17 protein-coding genes are annotated in these 21,119 nt (G+C 63.9%); 9 read left to right on the top strand and 8 right to left on the bottom strand.

Annotated elements, in window-relative coordinates; translation table 11 throughout:
* Positions 1 to 146 precede the first annotated feature (146 nt).
* Entirely contained in the window at positions 147 to 2,147 is a 2,001-nt protein-coding gene (gene priA, locus J7J55_06400) for a primosomal protein N' (protein ID MCD6142331.1), read from the top strand.
* Here the strand turns inward: priA and J7J55_06395 are convergent.
* Positions 2,144 to 3,109, bottom strand: coding sequence for a TGS domain-containing protein (locus J7J55_06395; GenBank protein ID MCD6142330.1), 966 nt, complete (start codon positions 3,107 to 3,109; stop codon positions 2,144 to 2,146). The genes priA and J7J55_06395 overlap by 4 nt on opposite strands.
* A 12-nt stretch (positions 3,110 to 3,121) precedes the next feature.
* Positions 3,122 to 4,609, bottom strand: a complete 1,488-nt coding sequence (locus J7J55_06390) for a hypothetical protein (protein ID MCD6142329.1) — start codon at positions 4,607 to 4,609, stop codon at positions 3,122 to 3,124.
* A 91-nt stretch (positions 4,610 to 4,700) separates the two neighbouring features.
* On the opposite strand from J7J55_06390, the gene ftsH reads away from it, so the two are divergent.
* Both ftsH and J7J55_06380 read left to right on the top strand, forming a co-directional pair.
* Entirely contained in the window at positions 4,701 to 6,524 is a 1,824-nt protein-coding gene (gene ftsH, locus J7J55_06385) for an ATP-dependent zinc metalloprotease FtsH (protein ID MCD6142328.1), read from the top strand.
* A 42-nt stretch (positions 6,525 to 6,566) separates the two neighbouring features.
* Positions 6,567 to 7,595: an HD domain-containing protein gene (locus J7J55_06380; protein ID MCD6142327.1), complete on the top strand. Its 1,029-nt coding sequence runs from the start codon at positions 6,567 to 6,569 to the stop codon at positions 7,593 to 7,595.
* Between the two features lie 2 nt (positions 7,596 to 7,597).
* Here J7J55_06380 and J7J55_06375 read toward each other — a convergent pair whose 3' ends face one another.
* A complete protein-coding gene (locus J7J55_06375; protein ID MCD6142326.1) occupies positions 7,598 to 8,590 on the bottom strand; it encodes a hypothetical protein in 993 nt (330 codons plus the stop codon).
* Positions 8,591 to 8,700: 110 nt separating this feature from the next.
* Between J7J55_06375 and aspS the strand changes: the two genes are divergently transcribed.
* Genes aspS through J7J55_06345 form a run of 6 tightly spaced genes read left to right on the top strand, consistent with a single transcriptional unit; the run spans position 8,701 to position 14,611 of the window.
* Positions 8,701 to 10,449 carry an aspartate--tRNA ligase gene (gene aspS / locus J7J55_06370; GenBank protein MCD6142325.1) on the top strand — a complete coding sequence of 583 codons (1,749 nt, stop codon included), beginning with the start codon at positions 8,701 to 8,703 and terminating at the stop codon, positions 10,447 to 10,449.
* Entirely contained in the window at positions 10,446 to 11,315 is an 870-nt protein-coding gene (locus J7J55_06365; protein ID MCD6142324.1) for a DUF4129 domain-containing protein, read from the top strand. The genes aspS and J7J55_06365 overlap by 4 nt, the downstream gene beginning before the upstream one ends.
* Entirely contained in the window at positions 11,302 to 11,898 is a 597-nt protein-coding gene (locus tag J7J55_06360; protein ID MCD6142323.1) for a hypothetical protein, read from the top strand. Before J7J55_06365 ends, J7J55_06360 begins: the two co-directional genes overlap by 14 nt.
* Positions 11,899 to 12,849, top strand: a complete 951-nt coding sequence (locus J7J55_06355; GenBank protein MCD6142322.1) for a MoxR family ATPase — start codon at positions 11,899 to 11,901, stop codon at positions 12,847 to 12,849.
* A complete protein-coding gene (locus tag J7J55_06350) occupies positions 12,849 to 14,135 on the top strand; it encodes a DUF58 domain-containing protein (GenBank protein ID MCD6142321.1) in 1,287 nt (428 codons plus the stop codon). The genes J7J55_06355 and J7J55_06350 overlap by 1 nt, the downstream gene beginning before the upstream one ends.
* Complete coding sequence (locus tag J7J55_06345) at positions 14,132 to 14,611, top strand: hypothetical protein (GenBank protein ID MCD6142320.1); 480 nt, start codon at positions 14,132 to 14,134, stop codon at positions 14,609 to 14,611. The genes J7J55_06350 and J7J55_06345 overlap by 4 nt, the downstream gene beginning before the upstream one ends.
* 48 nt (positions 14,612 to 14,659) lie before the next feature.
* Here the strand turns inward: J7J55_06345 and J7J55_06340 are convergent, their stop codons facing one another.
* The 5 genes from J7J55_06340 to rplM form a co-directional block, all read right to left on the bottom strand.
* The gene (locus tag J7J55_06340) at positions 14,660 to 15,343 is read right to left on the bottom strand and encodes a PKD domain-containing protein (GenBank protein MCD6142319.1); all 684 of its coding nucleotides are present in this window, start codon (positions 15,341 to 15,343) and stop codon (positions 14,660 to 14,662) included.
* A gap of 32 nt (positions 15,344 to 15,375) precedes the next feature.
* The gene (locus tag J7J55_06335) at positions 15,376 to 17,520 is read right to left on the bottom strand and encodes a VWA domain-containing protein (GenBank protein ID MCD6142318.1); all 2,145 of its coding nucleotides are present in this window, start codon (positions 17,518 to 17,520) and stop codon (positions 15,376 to 15,378) included.
* 32 nt (positions 17,521 to 17,552) lie between these two features.
* Positions 17,553 to 19,781: a PKD domain-containing protein gene (locus tag J7J55_06330; protein ID MCD6142317.1), complete on the bottom strand. Its 2,229-nt coding sequence runs from the start codon at positions 19,779 to 19,781 to the stop codon at positions 17,553 to 17,555.
* A gap of 123 nt (positions 19,782 to 19,904) precedes the next feature.
* Positions 19,905 to 20,528, bottom strand: coding sequence for a hypothetical protein (locus J7J55_06325; GenBank protein MCD6142316.1), 624 nt, complete (start codon positions 20,526 to 20,528; stop codon positions 19,905 to 19,907).
* 146 nt (positions 20,529 to 20,674) lie between these two features.
* On the bottom strand, positions 20,675 to 21,118 hold the full coding sequence (gene rplM, locus J7J55_06320) for a 50S ribosomal protein L13 (GenBank protein MCD6142315.1): 444 nt from the start codon (positions 21,116 to 21,118) through the stop codon (positions 20,675 to 20,677).
* Position 21,119 lies beyond the last annotated feature (1 nt).

Here is a 21,119-nt window from a genome sequence, read left to right as displayed (position 1 = left end):
CGTGGTCACGGTGGCGATCTCCGAGCGGACGGAGACTCCCATCACCTTCCGCACCTGGATCCACAGCGGTTCGCTCACCGCCCTCGCCTGCCTGCTCGTGGCGAGTGCTGCCCTGATCGTAGCGATCAAGCTCGGGTTGATGTAGGATGATCGCACATGTCCTGCTCCCGATCCCGATCGAGCATGGGTTCGACTTCCTCGTCCCCCCGGAACTCGAGGACGAGATCGAAGTCGGGCAGCGGGTGCGGGTCAGGTTCACCGGAACGGCCCGAACCGGGGTCGTTGTCCGGCTCGGGCCAGAGTCCGACCACCCTGGGCCGTTGGAGGAGGTGATCGCCGTCCTCTCCCCGCCGGCGTACTCCACGCGCGCCCTTGCGTTCGTGCTGGAGACGGCGCAGGAGTACATCGCCCCGCCGGGAATCGTTGTAAACCGGATCCTCCCGTCCCGGGCCGCTGCGGCGACACCGACACCACGCTATTCCATCGACCTCGCCGCTGCGATCGCGGCCCTGGACGAGCTCGAGGCCCGCGCCCCGCGCCAGGCAGAGGTGATCCGCGCCCTCCTCACTGCTGCTGGACCCGTAACCAAAAAGGAGCTGGCCGCCCGAGTGGGGAGAGGGATCTCCCGCCCGCTTTCCCGGCTCCTCGAGCGCGGCCTGGTGCGGGAATTCGTCCCCACCGACGGTCCCGCCACTCCTGCCCCGCCTCCGCCGGATTGGGCCAGCGTCGTCCCGGAGAGCGGGTCTGCTCTCCTGTTCGGAGGACTCCAAGCGGCCGACTATCCGGGGTTGATCGGAAAGCACGAGACCGCGCTCCTCCTCGCCCCAGAGATCCTTGCCGCCAAGGAGCTCCACCGCCTCCTCTTGCCCCACTTCCCCAGGGCTGAGCTCTACCACAGCGGGCTGTCCGAAGGGGACAGAGGACGGATATGGGAACAGGTGCGCGCGGGAACGGCGAAGATCGTCGTGGGAACAAGATCGGCCGTCTTCCTCCCGTTCCCCGACCTCGACCTCGTGCTCGTCGATCGGGAGGAGGACCGGGGCTACAAGCAGTCCGACATGCTTCCCTACTATCATGCCCGCGCCCTGGCCCGGCGGCGGGGAAAGACCGTCCTCCTCGCATCCCCTGCCCCCGCGGTCGAGACCTACCATCAGGCCATGGCGGGGGAGATCGCGCTGGTCCGCCCTCCGCAGCCGTCCCGGGAAGTGGAGAGGGTATGCGTCGACATGCGGAAGGAGCCGGGGGTCGTAACTCGACCCCTAGCAGAGGGAATCGCGCAGGTACTTGACGCAGGGAGGAAGGGGATCGTGGTCGTCCCGCGACGCGGGTACTTTCAGGCGGTGGCCTGTAAGAACTGCGGGGAGATCCTGCGCTGTCCGAGCTGCGGTACGCCGTTGGTGTACGCGGCGAGGCGGGCGCAGCTCGTCTGTCGGGTGTGCGGTCGTGCCTACCCGTCCTTCACCTGCCCGAGCTGTGGGGGGAGAGCACTCCGCTTCCTCGGAACGGGACTTGAACGGGTGAAAGCGGAACTCCACGCGCTCTTCCCCTCCGCGCGGGTGGCACTGATCGACGCCGAGGCCGTACGCCGGAGGCCGGGGATCGATCTTACGGACGTCCTTTCACGCGAGGCCGAGCTTGTGGTGGGAACGCCGATCATCGCCAAGGGGACGGCATTGCCGGAGATCGGCATCGCCGCCGCGGTCGGGATCGACGCGATCCTTGCCGCCTCCGACTTCCGCGCCGGAGAGCGAACCTACCAGCTGCTGGCAAACCTCTCCACGCGCCTGACTGCTGGCAGGCTGATCGTCCAGACGCGCTATCCCGACCACTACGCGATCACGGCCGCCCTGGCTGGAGACTACGTTCGGTTCTACTCGCAGGAGCTCGAGTCGCGGCGGGCGTTCTCTTATCCCCCGTTCTCCCACCTCGCCCGGATCATCCTTCCGCCGCGGCAGGGGGCAGCCCTGGAGTCGGCGCTGCGCGAATTCCCGGTCGAGTTCCTCGGTCCCTCCTCCCCGCCCGGACGAGGGGGAAAGGAGCTCTTCTTGATCAAGGCACCGAACCCGCTGTCCTTACAGGAGGCGTGCCGCGCCGCAAAACAGGCGATCCCCAAGGCAGAGATCGACATCGATCCCGAAAGGATCTAGGCGAGGTGAATCTCGATGATGTCCTTGTCCTTGAGGACGTGATCGGCAGGGACCTGCTGGCCGTCGAACTTGCTCGAGCCCCACACCCGCACGTACTTCAGCCGCTCAGCAAACTCGCGGTGCACCGCCTCTACCGCGTCAAGGACGGTCGCGCCCTCCGGGAGGGTGTACGGCTCGGTCATATCAGGCGGCTTCCCCGGCAGCTTGGTGTAGACCCGCACGATCCGGAGAGCCTGGAACACCTCAGCCCGCAGTTGTTCCAGCCCGGCTCCGGTCCGGGCCGACACCGGGATCACCGGGAACAGCTCGGTGAGCTCATCGGGAGCAGGGGCGACGTCTACCTTGTTGACCACGATTCGACAGGGAACCTCTTTTATCCTCTCGTCTTCCACACTGCTCTCCGCGGGGACGAGGCGGAGGTGCCGCTCCTCCAGGATCAGCACGATCTCCTCTGCGGCGGCCTGTGCCGCCTCGGTCGGATCGAGGACGAGGAGAGCGAGATCGGCCTGCCGGACGAGGTTGTATACCCACGGCTCGGTGTACTCGGCGGTCACCGGCGGGAGGTCGATCAGCTGGATCGCGATATCCTCGAACTCCATCATCCCCGGAATCGGGAGGATGGTCGAGAACGGGTAGTCGGCGATCTCGGGATGAGCGTTGGTGAGGGCGGCAAGCAGGCTCGACTTCCCGGAGTTCGGTGGGCCGAGGAGGACGACCTGGCCCGCCCCCTCACGGTCGATGTGATCCGGTCCACTCCTGCGTCCCCGCTTCTTCCCCGCCTGTTGAGCGTCCCGCAGCTTGGCGATCCGCCGCTTGATGTCGGCCTGCATCTTGTCCGTCCCCTTGTGCTTGGGGATGGTGGCGAGCATCTCCTCCAGGGCGGCGAGCTTCTCTTCCGGGGTCTGGGCGGCCCGAAACCGCTCCCGTGCCTTGAGGAACTCCGGGGTGAGGTTCGCCGGCATCCTTCTCCTCCTCTACTCGTTGTGCGGGATCTCGATCGTGCTTCCGCCGATGAACTCCCGCACCAACGCATCGCCCGGGATGAGGGAAAGGTCGTTCACCTGCTCCATGGTCAATCCCTCGATCGAATCGAGGAGCCGCGTGATCCGGTCGTAGCGGATGCGGGCATCGAGGAACGAGGAATACTGATCCAGCTCCTCCGGCCGCGGCCAGATGCTCTCCTTCCCGGTGAAGAACGGCTTCAGGACCGGGAGGTCGAACGGCATCCCCCCGTTGATCACCGCGTCGGCCAGTCCCTTAAGCGGGATGATCGAGAACAGCTCTCCCTCACGTACGTAGTGCCAATGGAGCAAGGTGGCGAGGGGCGAGTGATTGCGATGCACGGAGTCGCGGAGACTGCGACGGAGGAGGCGGACGTCCTCGAACCGAGTGAGGCGCTCCCCGGACCAATCGATCTCGATCAGCGGCTTCATCACCTCACTCTCGTACAGCGGGTTCATCGCCTCGATGTACAGCCGGAAGATGTTCTCCTCCGGAATCCCCTCGACCATCGGAGGGTAGAACCCGTGCAGGCAGTCCAACAGCAGGATCTGATCCGGATCGCGGTGGACCGGTTTCGTCCCGACCCTGCGCCCCTCCTTGAAGCTGTAGATCGGTTTGTCGATCGTCTCTCCCGCAAGCAGGGCCTTCAAGTGCGTATTCAGAAGCTGGATATCCAACGCCTCCGGGGTCTCGTAATTGCGGTCGTTGATCCAGTCGGTCGGGTGCTCGATGAGCGGCCAGAAGTAATCGTCCAGGTTCAGCATCAGAAACCTGAGCCCCTGGCGGCGGAGCCGGTCGGTCAGCTTCACCGTCGTCGTCGTCTTCCCCGACGAGGACGGCCCGCTCACCCAGATCATCTTGATCTCGTCCCCGGCTTCGATGCGGGAGATCACCCGGGCGGCGGCGTCATCGAGGGCCTGTTCGTAGGTGGCGATCGCGGCGTCAATCAGTTCCTTGATCCGGCCGCTGCGCACGATCTCGTTCAGCCCTTCGATCGTGTCGCAGCCGTGGGCCCGGTTCCACTCGATGAGCGGCTCCATATGGGCGGGAGGATAGCCGTTACGCACGAACTGATCCTCCCGGATCGCCCCCTGCCGCACCCAGTGGTGCCCCCAGCGGAAGCAGGTGTAGGCATCGGCGGTGCGGGTGAACCCGGTGCTACGCAAGACGTGAAGGACGACGTCCTGGATCTCCTCCACCGTGGGGGGAAAGTTCACCACCAGGTGATGGGGGTCGCCGTTCAACACGATGACGACGAGGTCGGACAAGAACTCCGCGATCCCGGTGTGGTTCCGTCCGGCGGCGAATATCCGATCGTTGATCCCTTCAAGATAGTCCTGCTCGAATCCGCCGATCGAGTCCGCCGCCCGCGCGATCGCGCGCACGATCCGTCCCTGGTCGAACTTCACCAGGGCATGGTTCCGCTTCTTAACCTTCCCGATCCGATTCAATACGGCCATGATGCCCTAATTATAATGCGGGGCTGCGCCTACTTCCCAAATCCCCCTTCCCTTAACCCGATCATCCCGGTAAAATCGTGGAGGAGAGCAGATGAATAGACATCAGCGCCGCCAGCTTGGGTTTTCCGTGGTTTACGTCCTGATCGCAATCCTCGGGATGTGGATCTTTCAGGAGTTCGTGTTCCGCCCGATGATCGTCCGCCAGACCGAGGTCCCGTACAGTCGGTTCCTCTCCGACCTCGAATCCGGCCGGATCACGACCGTCACCCTGGGAACGAATCGGATCTACTACGTCACCGTGGACAAGGACGGACACGAGGAGGTCCACAACACGGTCCGCGTAGACGACGAACAGCTCATCGATCGGCTCGTCGCGGCCAAGGTGCGGTTCCAAGGAGAGCCACCGACGAGCGGCCTGGGAACGGCGATCCTCGGCTGGCTGATCCCCCTCCTTCCATTGGTGGCGATCTGGTACTACATCTTTCGCAAGATGGGACAGGGTGGAACCGGAGTGATGTCGATCGGGAAGAGCCGCGCGCACGAGATCGCGGGGGAGATGACCGGGATCAAGTTCTCCGACGTCGGCGGGGTGGACGAGGTGGAAGTGGAACTGCGGGAGATCATCGACTTTCTCAAGGACCCGAGCCGGTTCACCCGGATGGGGGCGAAGCTCCCCAAGGGGGTCCTCCTCGTCGGCCCACCGGGGACAGGCAAGACCCTGCTGGCCAAGGCAACGGCCGGGGAGGCCGGAGTCCCGTTCTTCTCGATCAGCGGCTCGGAGTTCGTGGAGATGTTCGTCGGGGTGGGAGCGGCGCGGGTGCGCGACCTGTTCGAACAGGCGAAGCGAAAGGCCCCGTGCATCGTGTTCATCGATGAGATCGACGCGATCGGCCGGGCGCGCACCGGGGTCGGCGCGATCGGGACGAACGACGAACGGGAGCAGACCCTGAACCAGCTCCTCACCGAGATGGACGGGTTCGAACCGAACCAGGGGGTGGTGATCATGGCGGCGACAAACCGCCCTGAGGTCCTCGACCCGGCGCTGTTGCGGCCGGGGAGGTTCGACCGCCAGATCCAGGTCGGGCTCCCCACCGAGGAGGGGCGAAAGCAGATCCTCGCGATACATACCCGACACGTCAAGCTCGGCGCTGACGTCGACCTCGACCGCCTCGCCCAGATCACCGCCGGTTTCTCCGGAGCTGACCTGGCGAACATCGTGAACGAGGCAGCCCTCCTTGCGGTGCGGAGGAACGCTGAGGCGATCACGATGGATGACTTCGACCGGGCGATCGAGCGGGTCGTGGCCGGGCTGGAGAAGAAGGTCCCGCTCAAGCCGGAGATCAAGCGCCGCGTCGCCTACCACGAGGGAGGACACGCCCTGGTCGCCGCTCTCCTCCCCCACACCGACCCGGTGCACAAGGTGAACATCATCCCGACGGCGAAGGGGGCCCTCGGCTACACCCTGCAACGGCCGGAGGAGGACCAGTACCTGTTGAGCGAGGAGGAGCTGCGGGAGCGATTGGCGGTCCTCCTCGGCGGGAGGGCGGCGGAACTGCTCGTGTTCGGGGAGGCGTCGACCGGAGCGGCGAATGACCTCGACCAGGCGACCAACCTCGCGCGGAGGATGGTGACCGAGTTCGGGATGACGGATGCCCTTGGTCCGGTGCGCTACGCCCCCGAGACCGGATACCTCGGCGCTCCGACCGGCGTCCGGCCCGAGGTGAGCCCGGAGACGGCGAACCTGATCGACAAGGAGACACGCCGCTTGGTGGAGGAGGCGCAGTCCCGCGCCATCTCCCTCCTGCGCGAGCACAAAACCGCCCTGGAGCGGGTCGCCGCGCTCCTCCAGGAGCGTGAGGTGATATCCGGCGAGGAGATACAAAAGATCATCGCCGAAGAAAAAGGCACCGGTTGATTTTCATGCCAGGACTCGTACACTCTCCCTGAAAGGAAGGGCATGACCGCCGAGAAGTTTTCCGATTACCTGAAGGACGAGCTCCCCTACCGCCTCACCCACGTCCTGATCCAGGACATGCGCGAGGGGTTGCATATCTCACAGTGCTTCCTGGTGAAGCAGAAGACACAGCGCTCGACCCGAAACGGGGAACCGTACCTTGAGCTCGTCCTCGCCGACCGCTCCGGGACGATCCCCGCCCGGGCATGGGCCGAGGCGACACAGCGCTACGGCTCCCAGTTCGAGGAAGGGGACTTCGTGTTCGTCGAGGGGAGCACGGAGACCTACCGCAACTCCCTCCAACTGATCGTGAAGACGATCCGCCGTCTGGAGTCCTACGAACACGAGTCCGGGAAGATCCCGGGGTTCGACCCCGCACTCCTCGTCCCGACGAGCGAGCGCGATCCCGACGAGATGTGGGCGGAGCTCAAGGGATTGATTGCGGAGATCGAGCCCCCTCCCCTCCGCCAACTGACGGAGAACCTGGTGGAGGAGAACCGAGAGGCGGTGCGGAAATTCCCGGCCGCGATCCAGTACCACCATGCCTACCTCGGCGGATTGCTCGAGCACACCCTGGAAGTGGCACGGGGAGTGGCGCGGTTCTGCGATGACTTCCCCGACCTGAACAGGGGACTGGCGATCGCCGGGGCAATCCTGCACGACATCGGGAAGGTACGGGAGCTGGAGAACCCGATCGCCCCGCACCACAGCCTATCCGGTCAGCTGATCGGCCATCTCCTCCTCGGGCGGGACATGGTGCGGGAGGCGGCGGAGAAGCTGACATGGCCCGATCCCCGTCTCCCCGAGCTCCTCGAGCACATCATCATCTCCCATCACGGGACGCTCGAGTTCGGAGCGGCGATCGTCCCCAAGACCCCGGAGGCGATCGCGGTCTATCACTTCGACAACCTGTCGGCAAAGCTGAACATGGTCCGCCTCCACATCGAACGGGACACTGAGCAGGGGGACTTCACCGACTGGCACAAGCTCCTCGGCCGCAAGTTCTTCAAGGGGAAGCTCATCGAAGGGTGAGCTCAGTCCCCTGTCTGGAACCCGGGCACCCCCATGTTGAGCGCGTTTTCAGCGATGTTGAACGCGTAATCCCGCACCCGCAGCAGGCTGTCGAAGATCGTGGCGAGCGGCTGGAGCTGCACCGTCCCGCGGGAGAGGCGAGCCTTCTCCTCCAGGGCAGGGGTATCCTCCCGGGCCGCAAGGACGGAGTTCGCCCGCGTTACGTCCGCTCCCAAGAACGCCTCCACGCTCCCCTCGATCACCTCCTGGGCGGCGGAGTACAGGACCTCGATCTCCGCGATCACCCCCGCGTCGAGGGGAGAGGAGAGGTCGAGGGCGGCACGGGAGACCTTGACGGCATGATCTCCGATCCGTTCCAGGGTCTTCGCCACCGCGTGGTATTCGTGGAACAGGAGCCTGCTCATCCCCACGTCCCGCTCCAGGAGGAGGTCGCGCAGGAGAAGACCGAGCTCACGCGACATGACGAGCGTCAGCCGGTCGGCCTCGGTGTCCCGTTCGATCACATCGCGGGCGAGCTCGGAATCGTGAGCGGTGAATGCGTGCACCGCGTCATGGAGCATCGCGGTGGTGATCGAGTAGATACGCTTCAACGTCGCTTCAGCAGCGAAATCGCGCATACTGACAAGGCAATGAAGGATGATCCTATCCTGTTGCTCCTCCATGATCTCCAGCCCCACCAGGGCCTGGGCTGTCTCCCGCACCGCCCGCCGCTGGTCCGAGGTGATCCGCGACCCGTTCACCTCGATCACGTCGAACCCGGTGATGTAACAGGAGATGATCGCCCGCTCGATCCACACCCTGTCTTTCCCGCTCAGGGACAGGACGACGCGGTTACGGGCATCGATCCCTTCCGGGACAAGGAGGAGGCTCCCGGTCGAGTTCTCCACCAGGGTTACCTCCGCTCCCCGCTGCATCCCGACCCGATTCGCCCATCGCTTCGGCAGGGTGACGAAGTACGTCCCCCCACCGGTTACCTGCACTTTCCGATTTTCCATGACGCAAGTATAGAAAGATCGAATCTTTATATCAAGTGCATCAGCTATAGCATTGCAGCAGTTTCTTTCTTTCCTATAATAAGCGCATCAACCGAACGGAGGAGCGAGGGATGTACAGGACCGATTATTGTGGCCGCCTCAGCGGAGAAGACGTGGGCCGGCGGGTCAGGCTGGCCGGTTGGGTGAAGCGCCGCCGCGACCTGGGCGGGTTGACGTTCGTCGATCTGCGCGATTCGACCGGGGTGGTGCAGCTGATCTTCTCTGGAAGCGATCCCCGCCTCTCCATCGGGCATGACCTGAACCGAGAGGACGTGATCACGGTGGTGGGGAAGGTGCGGCCGCGGGGGGAGAAGGACGTAAATCCTGACATGCCGACCGGAGAGATCGAGATTGAGGTGGAGGAAATAGAGGTCCTGAACCGTGCCCTCACCCCGCCGTTCCTCGTCGAGGGGGACGGGTCGGACACCACCGAGGAGACGCGGCTGCGATTCCGCTATGTCGACCTGCGACGGGAGCGGATGCAGCGCAACCTCCGGCTGCGACACCGCGTGTTCAAGGGGATGCGTGATTACTTCTCGGATAATGGGTTCATCGAGATCGAGACGCCGTTTCTGACCAAGTCGACCCCGGAGGGGGCGCGTGACTTCCTCGTCCCGAGCCGTCTTGCCCCGGGGAAGTTCTACGCCCTCCCCCAGTCACCGCAGCTGTTCAAGCAGCTGTTCATGATCGGGGGGATCGATCGCTATTTCCAACTGGTGAAGTGCTTCCGCGACGAGGACCTGCGCGCCGACCGTCAACCCGAGTTTACCCAGCTCGACCTTGAAGTATCCTTCCCGCGCGGAAAGGACGAGATCTTCGAGATCCTCGAGGGGATGATGCAACGCCTGTTCGGAGAGGTGATGGGAATCGAGCTCTCCACCCCGTTCCCTCGGCTTTCATACCGAGATGCCCTCGCCCGCTACGGGTCCGACAAGCCGGATCTGCGCTTCGGGATGGAGATCCACGACCTCTCCTCGATCGTCCGCGGAAGCGGGTTCCGCGTGTTCGACGCCGCGGTGGAGTCCGGGGGGAAGGTACTGGGGATAAACGCCCCTGGGTGTGCCGGGTACTCGCGCGGGGAGATCGACAAGCTGCAGGAAGTCGCGCGGCGGGAAGGGGCAAAGGGGCTTGCTTGGATCAAGCTGGAGGCCGAACCACGGTCTCCGATCGTGAAGCATCTCTCATCCGACGCCCTATCCGGGATCATCCGCGCCCTCGAAGCGAAACAGGGCGATTTGATCCTCATCCTTGCCGGGGATGGGATCGAGGAGGCGATGGGAGCACTCCGGCTCGAGGTCGGGCGGAAGGAGGGTCTGGCGCAGGACGGTTGGAACTTCCTCTGGGTCACCGACTTCCCCCTGTTCGGGCTCGATGAGGAGGGAAAACTCACGAGCGAGCATCATCCATTCACCTCGCCGCGGGCGGATGACCTACCCCGGTTGGAGTCGGACCCCCTCTCGGTCCTATCCGAGGCGTACGACCTCGTGTTAAACGGAACCGAGCTGGGGAGCGGGAGCATCCGAATCCATTCCCGTGCGTTGCAGGAGCGGATCTTCAAGCTTCTCGGGATCTCCGCGGAGGATGCGGAGCTGCGGTTCGGGTTCTTCCTCCGCGCGTTGGAGTACGGGGCGCCGCCGCACGGTGGGTTCGCCCTCGGGGTCGACCGGCTGGTGATGATGATGGCCGGGGAGAGATCCCTCCGCGATGTGATCGCATTTCCCAAGACGACGACCGGGGTCTGCCCCCTCACCGAGGCCCCGATGCCGGTCGAACCGGCGCAGCTCGACGAACTGGGGCTCAAGCTGAAAGACGAGGGGTGAGGGAGACGGATCGGGAAAAAACCCTCGTCCTGGCGCTTTTCCTGCTCGTATTCGCCGGGATCGCGATCCTGAGCGGCGGGTTCTCCTCCCTCCAATTTCGACCGGGAAAACCGGTCCCACACGGGGCTTCGCTTGCTCCACCGGAGGTCGGGAATACGGGCGGTCATCGACCCACATGGCTGGCCGCGGCGTTTCAACGCATCCTCTACGCCATCCTCTTCCTCGCCGCCACCGTCACCGCGGTCGGGGCGCTCGTCTCTTCCCAATTCCGGCGGTTCCTCCTCCGCCAGCTTCCCTCCATTCTGATTCTGTTGCTCATCATCACCGTGTTCCTCGCGTTCTTCCACCCGAAGCGGGCTGAGTTTTCCCCTCCCTCACCTCCAACCACGGCAGCGCCACCCATGGAAGGGACATCCCCGGAATACGTCCCGCCCACCGTAACCCCGCCCAATTGGTCGGTCGTCCTGATCGCGCTTGGGGTGGCCGCGGGGATCGTCGCAATTGGATTCGCGGCGTGGCGGCGGTTTCGATCCACGTCAGAAACAGCGGGGCGCGATGTCCTGTCCGAGCTGGGGGAAGAGGCAGGGGCAGCGGCGGCCCGCATCCGCCACGGAGAGGAGCCGCGGGACGTAGTAATCAGGGCGTATAGAGAGATGTGCGACATCCTCTCCCGACAGGTGGAGAACCCCGACTACCTCACCCCGCGCGAGTTCGCCCGCCGCCTCCGCGCCCGCGGGATGCGGGACGAACATGTCGATCGGCTCACCGGGATCTTCGAGGAGGTCCGCTACGGCCACCGCGAGGGGACCAGGTTCGCTGCCGCCGCTCTGTCATGCCTGGAGGAGATCAGGGATGCCTACGCCTAAGGACGAGCACGGGAGATGGTTGATCGGCGCCATCGCCATCGGATTGACCGGGCTGATCACGCTGCTGTTCATCCTCTTCCTGCAGGAGGGGTTCCGCAGGGCGATCGCCATCCCCATCATCCAGGCCTATTACCGGCTCTGGTTCTACCTCTCCCTCCTCCCCCAGTACCTGATCTGGCTCGTCCCAGTGCTGGTGATGGCGGCGTTCCTGTTCGGAAGCTACTTGCGCGCCATCGGTTCTCTCCCACGAGAAGGGGAGGGAACGGAAAAGCGAGCGGAGGAAGGGGACGATCCGCTCCGGTCGCTGGCGATCGCGATCGCGCGGGCCCGCCGTCGCCCGTTCTACCGGAGGATGATCGTTCGGGAACTGGGGAAGACGGCGGTGCGGATCATCGCCAAGCGCGAGGGGATATCCCTCGCCGCGGCGCGGGAGCGGTTCGAGGACGGGAGTTGGTGCACGGACTCCGAAGTGTTGGATCTCTTCGCCCGTGCCCGCGCGCCGGCGGGGTTGAATGTGTATGAGTTTGAATCCAAATTGGAAAAAGCAATATCAGTGCTGGAAAGACTGGAACAGGGGGTATGAATGAAGATAGCTGAAGCCGCGGCGCGGGGCCGCGCGATCATCGACGAAGTGAGCAAAGCGATCGTGGGGAAGGAGGAGGTTCTCGAGCTGGTCCTCACCGGGATCCTCGCCGGAGGGCACGTCCTGTTCGAGGACTATCCCGGCCTGGCCAAGACCCTGATCGCCCGCAGTTTTTCCCAGGTCCTGGGGATAGAGTTCAAGCGGATCCAGTTCACCCCGGACCTCCTCCCCGGTGACATCACCGGATCGCACATCTTCGATCGGGATAAAGGAGAGTTCGTCCTGTCCAAAGGGCCGATCTTCGCCCACCTGATCCTGGCTGATGAGATCAACCGGGCGACCCCGAAGACGCAATCGGCCCTGCTCGAGGCGATGCAGGAGTTTCAGGTGACGATCGAGGGGGAGACCATCCCTCTCCCTGCTCCGTTCATCGTGATCGCTACCCAGAACCCGATCGAGTACGAGGGGACGTTCCCGCTCCCCGAGGCTCAACTCGACCGGTTCATCATGCGCCTGAAGGTCGGGTACCCGAGTCACGCGGACGAGGTAGAGATCCTGGAGCGACGGCGGGGGAGGAAGGCGGACGAGATCGTCCTTTCCTCAGTGACGAACGCTGAGGAGCTGCTCGCGATGCGAGCGGCGGTGGAGGAGGTGTTCGTCGACCCGGACGTGGAGTCGTACATCGTCTCGATCGTGGAGCGGACGCGGACGGACACGAACGTGTACGTGGGAGCAAGCCCGCGCGGTTCGCTGGCGCTGCTCAAGCTTACGCGCGCATGGGCCGCCCTGCACGGGCGCGACTACGTCCTCCCCGACGACGTGAAGACCCTCGCCGTCCCTGCCCTCGTCCACCGACTGATCCTCAGCCCGGAGCTGTGGTCGAAGCGGATCGGGCCGCAGGACGTGGTGGAGAACATCCTCCGTCTCGTCCCGGTCCCCAAGGTCGACTGATGGGGTATCGCGCCAGGTTGGCCGTCGCCGCGGGGATGACCGCGGCGTTCGTGAGCATCGGGATCGTCGTTCACGACGGGCGCGTGCTCGGGCTCGCCATCCCTTACCTCGTCTATTTCACCTGGATCGTCCTTTCCCATCCGGGAAAGGCTGAAGTCGAAATTCGCCGCAAGATCCATCCCGCCCGCGTCCCGGTGGGGGAGGAGATCGAGGTAGTCCTGACGGCGGAGAATCACGGTCCGGATATCACGAGCTTCGGGCTAGAGGAGGTCCTCCCGGACGGGGTGACAGCCGCCGATGGGGAGACGAGCGCCCTTGCCCCGCTTCCGACCGGAGGGAGGATCGAGGTCTCGTACACGATCCGCCCTTCGCGGGGGGAGTACGAGTTCCCACCGGTCGTGGTCAAGCGGTGGGGAAGATTCTCGTCCGCACCGCAGGTGGAGAGGATCGAAATCCCCTCCTCTCTCCTCGTCTTCCCCCGGCCAGAGCCGCTTGAGGAGATCGTGATCCGCCCCCGCCGTACCCTGGTCTACTCCGGGACGGTGAAGGCGAACGTCGGGGGGGCCGGGATCGATTTCTTCGGGTGTCGCCACTACGTCCCCGGCGACGATGTGCGCCGGATCAACTGGCGTGCCTACGCCCGGCGCGGACGGCTCGTGGTGAACGAGTACGAACAGGAGAGGATCGCCGATGTGAACGTCATCCTTGACGCCCGTGCCCGCGCCCATCATTGTTCCCCCACCGCGGACACGTTCGCGGCAGCGGTGCATGCGGCGGCGAGCCTCGCGACGCACTTCCTCGCGCAGGGGAACCGGGTCGGCCTCCTCATCTACGGGGACATCCTCGACTGGACCTATCCTGGGTTCGGGCGAACCCAGCGGGAGCGGATCCTCGATTCCCTCGCCGCCGCCTCCCTCGGGGACAAGGCGGTGTTTGAAGACCTCCGTTATATCCCGACGCGCCTCTTCCCCTCCCGCTCCCAGCTCGTAGTGGTGAGCCCGCTCGCCGGGGAGGAGGATGTGGAGACACTCGGTCTGCTGCGGACGCGGGGTTACCAGGTGATCCTCGTCGCTCCTGATCCGCTCGACCGCTGGCGCGAGGCGAACACCGGGAAGACGGACGCGGCGAGCCTGCAGCTCGCGGCCCGGATCATCCGGCTCGACCGCCGCGTCCTCCTCGACACCCTCGCCCGCATCGGAGTGGAGGTCGTCGACTGGAGGATCGACGAGCCCCTCGCCCGCGCCACCGATTGGGCCCTATCGCGCCGCGGGAGGAGGTTCAGGTGAACTGGGCCGGGCTGTTCATCTACCCCATCGGGTTGGCCGTCCTCGCCGCGATCGGGTATTGGGATGGTGAGCCGGTGATCGGCACGATCGCCCTGGTGTGCGCGGGAGCATGGATCGCCGTGGTCACGCGGGGAGCACGCTGGATGGAAGGACTCCTTGGGATCTCCGGCGGGATCGGTCTTTCTCTCCTGTTCACCGGATCCGGGTTCTATCCGATCCTGGCCGGGGAAGTGCTCGCCCTCATCGGGTTCGAGGCGGGGATGAGCCGCCGCGAGATCGCCATGTTCCCACAGGAGCACCGCTCCAGGTTCGCGCGTCGGGTACTTTCGCTCCTTGCACTGGTCGGCATCGGAACCGGCGGTCTGGCGGCCGTCGTCGTCAACCTCCGTATTCCCCTCCGATTCCTCCCGGCCCTGGGCGTGTCGATCGGGGTCCTCGGGGGACTCGCTCTCCTCTTCCGCCGGGCGATCAAATAGAAACGCGGGCGGCCAGAGCCGCCCGCACGCCGTTCACAAAGCTCGGTCCTAATACGGGACGGTGAGGTCCCCGCAAAGCTCATTTTTCACCCGGGCTCCATTGGTATAGCCGCTGATCGTCCCGGTAAACGCCGGAACCCCGTTCCCTTGCCCGGGATAGAGGGTATAGGAGAAGCTCGCGGTATCCCCGGCGAAGAGCTGGTTCAGCCACAGGACCTCGAGCTTCCGCCCGGTGCGCTTGACAAACACCCCTCCGGCCTGGGAGGCGTTCACCTGCCAGCCGATGGGGATCGTCTCCTCGATCCCGACCCCGGAAAGGTCGGCGGTGGCGACGACGCTGATCGTCACGTTCAAACTCCTGTCCGGGTTCACTTCGACACGGCGGACCCCGATCAGCGGGGAGGAGCCGACGAGGATGCCCTTCCTCCGCGCCGTTACGCGCCCGTCGGCCCCGACGGCGCGCAGGGTCACCTCGGTGTAGCCGGCGGCGGCAAACGCGTGGTCGACAAGGGGATCAGACCCGGAGAGGTCGGATACTCCATCCCCGTCGAAGTCCCACTCGTAGCTGACCGCACCGGAGGTGCACGTCTCACAGGCGGAGAACGTCACTGTCTCTCCCACCGCTGGGTTATAGGTCGCTGGGTCGAAATCGATCCCCTGCCCGAACACAGCAAGGCCCAACATCACGAGTATTCCGCTTAACAGAATGACCAGTTCCTTCTTCTTGCTCATACCCCCTCCAAACCCGGGCCCACGATCCGCCCCTAGGGGAGCGGATCGTGAACCGAGGTATCAGTCAACCAATACGCGATCAGATCCTGCATCGTCGCCAGGTCGATCGTCGCGCCGTTTGTATACGGGACCTCGTCGCCTGAGATCCAGAGAGAAACGGCGTACTGGATCTGGTCGAACCCGACCTGCGGCGGCAGACAGAGATCGATCGCGTTTTTCTCCGTATCCCATCGGGATATGACAACCAGAACGGGGAGGGTGTCCACCCGTGCCACCTTGTCCTCCCCGAGGACCATCTGCGAGAGGCGCGGGGATGAGCTCCCCACGTTCCCGGTGAGCGAAACCTGCTCCTGCCCATGATCGGAAAGCGGGGTGGTGGGGGCGGTGAGGGTATAGACGACCGCCCGTTGGTCCCCGTCCTTCAGGGTCTCCATGAACAACCAGTCGTGCGAGGCCTCCCGCAGGGTGGCGGATCCGTTATCGACCGATGTGAACGTCCAACCAGCCGGAACCTCCTCGTGCAGGGTTAGGCCGTGCACTTCCGTGTTGGCGGTGATGGTAACGGTCACGGTGACCGTCCCGCCGGAGATCGTCACGTCGTCCGGGAGGCAGGTGTCGATCGTCCGCACCGCGGTGACGCTCGGAAGGACCTCAATCGCCTTCGTGTAGGTATCCGTTCCACCGGAGTCATCGGTGACGGCGAGGGTCACCTGCACTTCACCGGAACTCGGGAAGGTGTAACTGACCTGCGGGTTTGAGGTAGTCTTGTCGAACGCCCCATCCCCGTCAAAGTCCCAGGAATAGGTGACGACGTGGCCATCGATGTCGTTGGAACCGCTCGCGTCGAACACAGCCTCCACTCCACTCCGCGGCTCCTTGGGGGAGCACGTGAATAAGGCGGTGGGCGGAGTGTTCTTGATCGTGATCTCCACCTTGGCCGGAGCAGAGCGTGCCCCGCGGTCGTCGATCGCGATCAGGCTCACGGTGTAGGTGCCGGGAGCGGCGAACCGGTGCTCCGGGTTCTGCGCCTCGCTTTCTTCCCCGTCACCGAAGTCCCACTTCCACGCCACTACCTTCCCGTCCGAATCGCTTGATTCGTCGGTGAACGAGACCGCTTCGCTCGTGGAGGGCTCCTCAGGCCCGTACGTGAACGCGGCGATCGGAGCGGCATTCGGAGCGATGACTCGCAGGGTGAGGGGGGAGATGTTGATCGTCGTCGGTACTCCACGAAAGTCGTCCATCGTAACCACGGATTCGGCGTCCGTAGCCCACTCACCGACCTTAGTCCCTTTGAGGAGCACGGTGGCGGTCCACCGAGCGCCGAGGCCGAGGGATCCGACCCGCCAGGTGAGTACGGTCATCCCATCCGCTCCCTGATCGATCTGGGTCGGCGTCGGATCCCCTCCAGCGTAGCTGATGCCGGCGGGGAGGATCTTCTTGACGGTTATCTCGCCTCCGGCAGAGGTTACGGCCAGACGAGCCATGATCCTCTCCGGAGCATCATCCCGAGGTCGAGGGAGGAACAGCCCGCCGGTCTCGCTGGCGAACTGTTCAAGCAGATTCCTATCGATGAGGTTTCCAATCCCGATCGAGATGAGCTTGATTCCCAGCTCCTTGGCCATCTTCCCCTCGATCGCCGGGTCGCTCCCGCTGTTGCTCTGTCCATCGGTGAGGAGGACCTCGGCAAGTACTGCATCCGGCCGTCCTTCATTGGTGAGTTGCTGGCGCGCGAGTTTGAGGGCGTCCCCAAACGCGGACTTTCCACCGCGGGAGAGATCCGAGATCGCTTGTTTCACTCGCGTTAGGTCATCCGTCAACGGGACGATCAGGTGGGCTTCAGTAGCAAATGCCACCACCCCGGCCCGATCTCCCTCTTTAAATTTGCTCAGGATCCCAAACGCTGCCTCCTTGGCGACGTCAATCTGAGCGGTAGCGGATACGTCGATCACCAGCATACAATCGATCGGGAACCTCCCCCGCGGCCCGGTGCCGGTCAGGGTAAGGGTCAGGGTCGCAGTCTCCGGGCTCCCCCCGCTCCCGGCGAGGTACACCTCATCGGGAACGACTGTCTGTTGTACCTGGATGTATCCTCCCGCCAGGGCGGAGCCCCCTACCGCAAGGACGATCAAAAATGCGGCGAGGGTGATCCCCCCCGCCGCGGTGTTTCTTCTCTTCATCGCGATCAACTCCTAGTAGTCGCTCGTTCCATCTACTTCGTTGCCCCTTGGCACGGGAGCTTGCACGGCTCGCACGTGCCGGGAACCGCCCCCGGCAGGGGATCGCAGATATCGGTGTTAGTGAGCCAGTAGGCGATGATCGCCTTCAGGGTCTCGTAGTCCACCGTCTGGCCACCGGTGCGCGGTACGACCTCATCCTCGAGCCAGAACGCAATCGCCCGCTGCACCTGCTGGAACGAGATCTTGTTCGACAGGTTGATGTCGATCGTATCGTTGTCCACGTCCCAGCGCGAGATGGCGACGATCACCGGCAGGGAGTCAGTTACGTCGACCGCGGAATCACCGGTGACGGTCACGTCCTGGCATGGGAGGGCGGAGTCCACCACGCCGAATAGGTCGTTCGAGCTGACGAAACAGGGGTTGTCCGCTGGTTGCTCGATCGCCTGGGTCTGCGGAACCTCGACTTCATAGATGATGGTCTTAGTGGTCCCCGCCGGCAGCTTGCCCGGGAACATCCATTCCACCTTCGATGCCTTGTAGGTGAACCCGTCGTCCTGGATCGGGGTGACCTTCCACCCGGTCGGGAGCTGTTCAGCGAGCCCGACCCCGTATAGATCTTGGTCGGCGCTGATCTCCACCTTCACCGTGAACGTGTTCCCCGCCGGATTTCCGTCCGGTCCGTAGTAGTTGAGGAGGACGTTGTTGCACGGTACCGGGGTGGCGATCGTGCGCACCGCGGTGATGTTCGCCTGCGGTACTGCTGGCAGCGGGTTATCGACCTCGGTGCAGGTGTACGCGTAGGCGGCGAGCTCCTTCATCGTCTCCAGGTCGATCGTCGCTCCCTGCGTCCACGGGACCGGTTCGTCGTCTCGCCACATCTCGATCGCGCGAGAAAGCTGGTTCGGATCGATCTTCTGCGACAGGCGCAGGTCGATCGTATCGTCCAAATCATCCCCGACCCGCGGGACGAGGTGCGCGATCGCCGTCTTGATCGTCAATGCGTCGGTGACCTCGATGTCGCTGTCGCCCTCAACCGGGATGGAGAGCGAGGGGGTCATCGCCTGGAACGTCCCCGTGATCTTGAAGCAGGCAGGGAGGGTGGTAGCCACGAGCTGATCGCTCGTCGGCACAGTCACTTCATAGGTGATCACCTTGGTTGTTCCCGCCTTCACCTGGTCGACGAAGACCCATTGTACTGTCGCCCGCTTGAACGCGGCGCCGGCGTTCTCGATCGGCTTGATCTTCCATCCGACCGGGAGGCTCTCCTGCAGCCCGACCCCGGCGAGATCGGTCTCCGACTCGATGCGGACCACTACCTTGAACGTGGTCCCGGGCAGAGCAGCGACGGTGGAGATCGTCCTCTTCACCTTCACAGCAAGAGCGGAGATCTCAACCGAATTGGTCGTGCGGCCGGTCATCCCGTCGTTATCGGTAACCCGGAGGGTAACGCTCTTCGTACCGGCCACTGCATAGGTGTGGGTGACGACCGGATCGGTCGTCTTCTGATCGAACACCCCATCGCCATCGAAATCCCACTCGTAACTCGCGATCGACCCATCCGGATCATGGGACGCGCTGGCGTCGAACGTCACCGGTTCGTTGATGTGCGGCTTGTCCGGCGCGGTGGAAAACGCTGCTACCGGCGGTTCGTTCGGGCTGCCAGCGATGATGATCGGATCGGTCAAATTGAGGTCGATCTTCTGGGGCGCCGTCCGATCGCCGGAGAGGAACTTCACCGCGGTGATTCCGGAGGTGAACTGCGGGTAGATGGTAAGCGAGAAATCAGTCCCGAGCGGCCCGAGGACCATCCCGTCCGATTTCCCCTCGTCCCACGCCCAGGAGACAGTCCCGGTCGGAGGGGTGAGCTCCCACGTCTCGCGGAAATCGACCATACCGTCGTCCTGCACCTCAAACCCGGCACCGGCCGGGACCCCGGACAGAGAGAACGTCACCGTCCCGGCCGTTCCGTTCGGCCCGCTCAAAAGGACGAACAGTGAGAGCGCACCGGTGGCGGTATTCCGGTAGAGGAACATAACCGCTGTGTTCGCCTCTTCCAACCCAGTGTTTGATTGGCTGTTCGTCATGTTGTAGAAGCTGGCGGCATCCCCGGGGCCGGAGAGCGGCGTGATCTGCACCTTCGTCGCCCCCTGGCTGACCGTATAATACCCTTCCCCCTGTGCGTAGGCCGCCGCCGGAAGAAGAAGGGCGGCGATCACCAGCAGGATGGGAAGGCCATAAGGACCGAGCTTAAGAAACTTCATTGCTACCTCCTTTGTCCTTAGCATTTTCTCCACAATTTTCTGTCTTACAGAACAGTCCGTACCCACTCTATCATAAAATCCCGCGTTAGTCTGTAACATCGATCACGATCCTCCTTCCGGGACTCATAGGGCCACCGCGATCTGATAAAGGGCGGTATCGATCGCCTGTTTCGCTGCCTCCAGCGGATCGGCGGTGAGGAGGGAGAGGAACGGCTGATCCGTGGAGGTAACGGAAGTGGTGAACTGTACGTTCCCGTTCGGATCGAACACGGTGGCGAACAGCCCGACGGTAGATTCCTTCTGCAGGCCAAGGAGGATCCCGAGCGGGCTCAACAGGAGTTTCAGAGAGTTGTCAGCGAGCGAGGTCGCTCCAAGGATGAGGAGGGACCTCTCCGGCTGAAACGAAAGCTGATCCTCCCAGCGGACGATGCGGAAGATGATGATATGATCCACATCCAGCGCGTTGGCGAGCCGCCTGATCCCCTCGACCGACAGGGTATTCCCGATGTAGGTATTGGTCAACCGCTGGGCGTGCATCAGCTCCCCGGTGGAACACACCCGCGCCCCGGTTATGACCGCACCGTGCTGTTGCGCGAAGTTCTGCAGCAACTCAACATCGGCCGTCGGGACCGGAGCGGCCGCTTGAACGAAGATCGCGATCTTCTCCCCCGCTACTGACACGACGGCGCTCAGCAGGATTGCCCCCACTATCACCCATAGACTGATCCTGCGCACCTTAGTTCCCATATTCTCCCCACCACCCGTTTCAGATGTTGTTTCTGTGCAGGGAGTCTAGCCATGTGAAAGCAAAACCGGAAGGAAGGGTGTCGACGCTTCCTTCCGGGTTTGTCTAAAGGTCCGCGGACAAATGTCCGGGTTGAATACGCCCAGGGTTACAGCGAAAGCTCGATCGGGCGTTGTGCCGTGTGGGGATGGGTCGGCCCGGCGTATACCTTTAACTTGCGGAGCATCCGCCGACCGAGGGTCGTCTTCGGGAGCATCCGCCGCACCGCCTCACGCACCGGCAGGGTGGGACGACGCTCGATCAATTTGCGATAAGGGATCTCTTTCAAACCGCCGATGTAACCCGAGTGCCGTTGGTAGAGCTTCTGATCCCATTTGTTCCCGGTGAGGACGACCTTCTCCGCGTTGATCACGATCACGTAATCACCGGTATCGACGTGCGGAGTGTAGATCGGCTTATGCTTCCCCTGCAGGATCACCGCGATCTCGCTCGCCAACCGCCCCAGGGTCTTCCCATCAGCATTGACCAAGTACCAATTGCGTTCCCAGGTCTTACCCCGTTCTTCGTTCTTTGCCACGTAAGTCCGTTGCATC

It is taken from the genome of Candidatus Bipolaricaulota bacterium (genome assembly GCA_021159055.1).
Taxonomy (GTDB): Bacteria; Bipolaricaulota; Bipolaricaulia; order UBA7950; family UBA9294; genus S016-54.
The sequence above is the reverse complement of the archived record's forward strand: the minus strand, read 5'-3'. Positions and strand labels throughout refer to the sequence as shown.

Bases quoted from the DNA above. Each gene is read 5' to 3' on its own strand.
- J7J55_06355 (MCD6142322.1), top strand. From the start codon at position 11,899: ATGAAGATAGCTGAAGCCGCGGCGCGGGGCCGCGCGATCATCGACGAA.
- aspS (MCD6142325.1), top strand. From the start codon at position 8,701: ATGTACAGGACCGATTATTGTGGCCGCCTCAGCGGAGAAGACGTGGGC.
- ftsH (MCD6142328.1), top strand. From the start codon at position 4,701: ATGAATAGACATCAGCGCCGCCAGCTTGGGTTTTCCGTGGTTTACGTC.
- rplM (MCD6142315.1), bottom strand. From the start codon at position 21,118: ATGCAACGGACTTACGTGGCAAAGAACGAAGAACGGGGTAAGACCTGG.
- J7J55_06330 (MCD6142317.1), bottom strand. From the start codon at position 19,781: ATGAAGTTTCTTAAGCTCGGTCCTTATGGCCTTCCCATCCTGCTGGTG.
- J7J55_06390 (MCD6142329.1), bottom strand. From the start codon at position 4,609: ATGGCCGTATTGAATCGGATCGGGAAGGTTAAGAAGCGGAACCATGCC.
- J7J55_06335 (MCD6142318.1), bottom strand. From the start codon at position 17,520: ATGAAGAGAAGAAACACCGCGGCGGGGGGGATCACCCTCGCCGCATTT.
- J7J55_06360 (MCD6142323.1), top strand. From the start codon at position 11,302: ATGCCTACGCCTAAGGACGAGCACGGGAGATGGTTGATCGGCGCCATC.
- J7J55_06395 (MCD6142330.1), bottom strand. From the start codon at position 3,109: ATGCCGGCGAACCTCACCCCGGAGTTCCTCAAGGCACGGGAGCGGTTT.
- J7J55_06380 (MCD6142327.1), top strand. From the start codon at position 6,567: ATGACCGCCGAGAAGTTTTCCGATTACCTGAAGGACGAGCTCCCCTAC.
- J7J55_06350 (MCD6142321.1), top strand. From the start codon at position 12,849: ATGGGGTATCGCGCCAGGTTGGCCGTCGCCGCGGGGATGACCGCGGCG.
- J7J55_06375 (MCD6142326.1), bottom strand. From the start codon at position 8,590: ATGGAAAATCGGAAAGTGCAGGTAACCGGTGGGGGGACGTACTTCGTC.
- priA (MCD6142331.1), top strand. From the start codon at position 147: ATGATCGCACATGTCCTGCTCCCGATCCCGATCGAGCATGGGTTCGAC.
- J7J55_06325 (MCD6142316.1), bottom strand. From the start codon at position 20,528: ATGGGAACTAAGGTGCGCAGGATCAGTCTATGGGTGATAGTGGGGGCA.
- J7J55_06340 (MCD6142319.1), bottom strand. From the start codon at position 15,343: ATGAGCAAGAAGAAGGAACTGGTCATTCTGTTAAGCGGAATACTCGTG.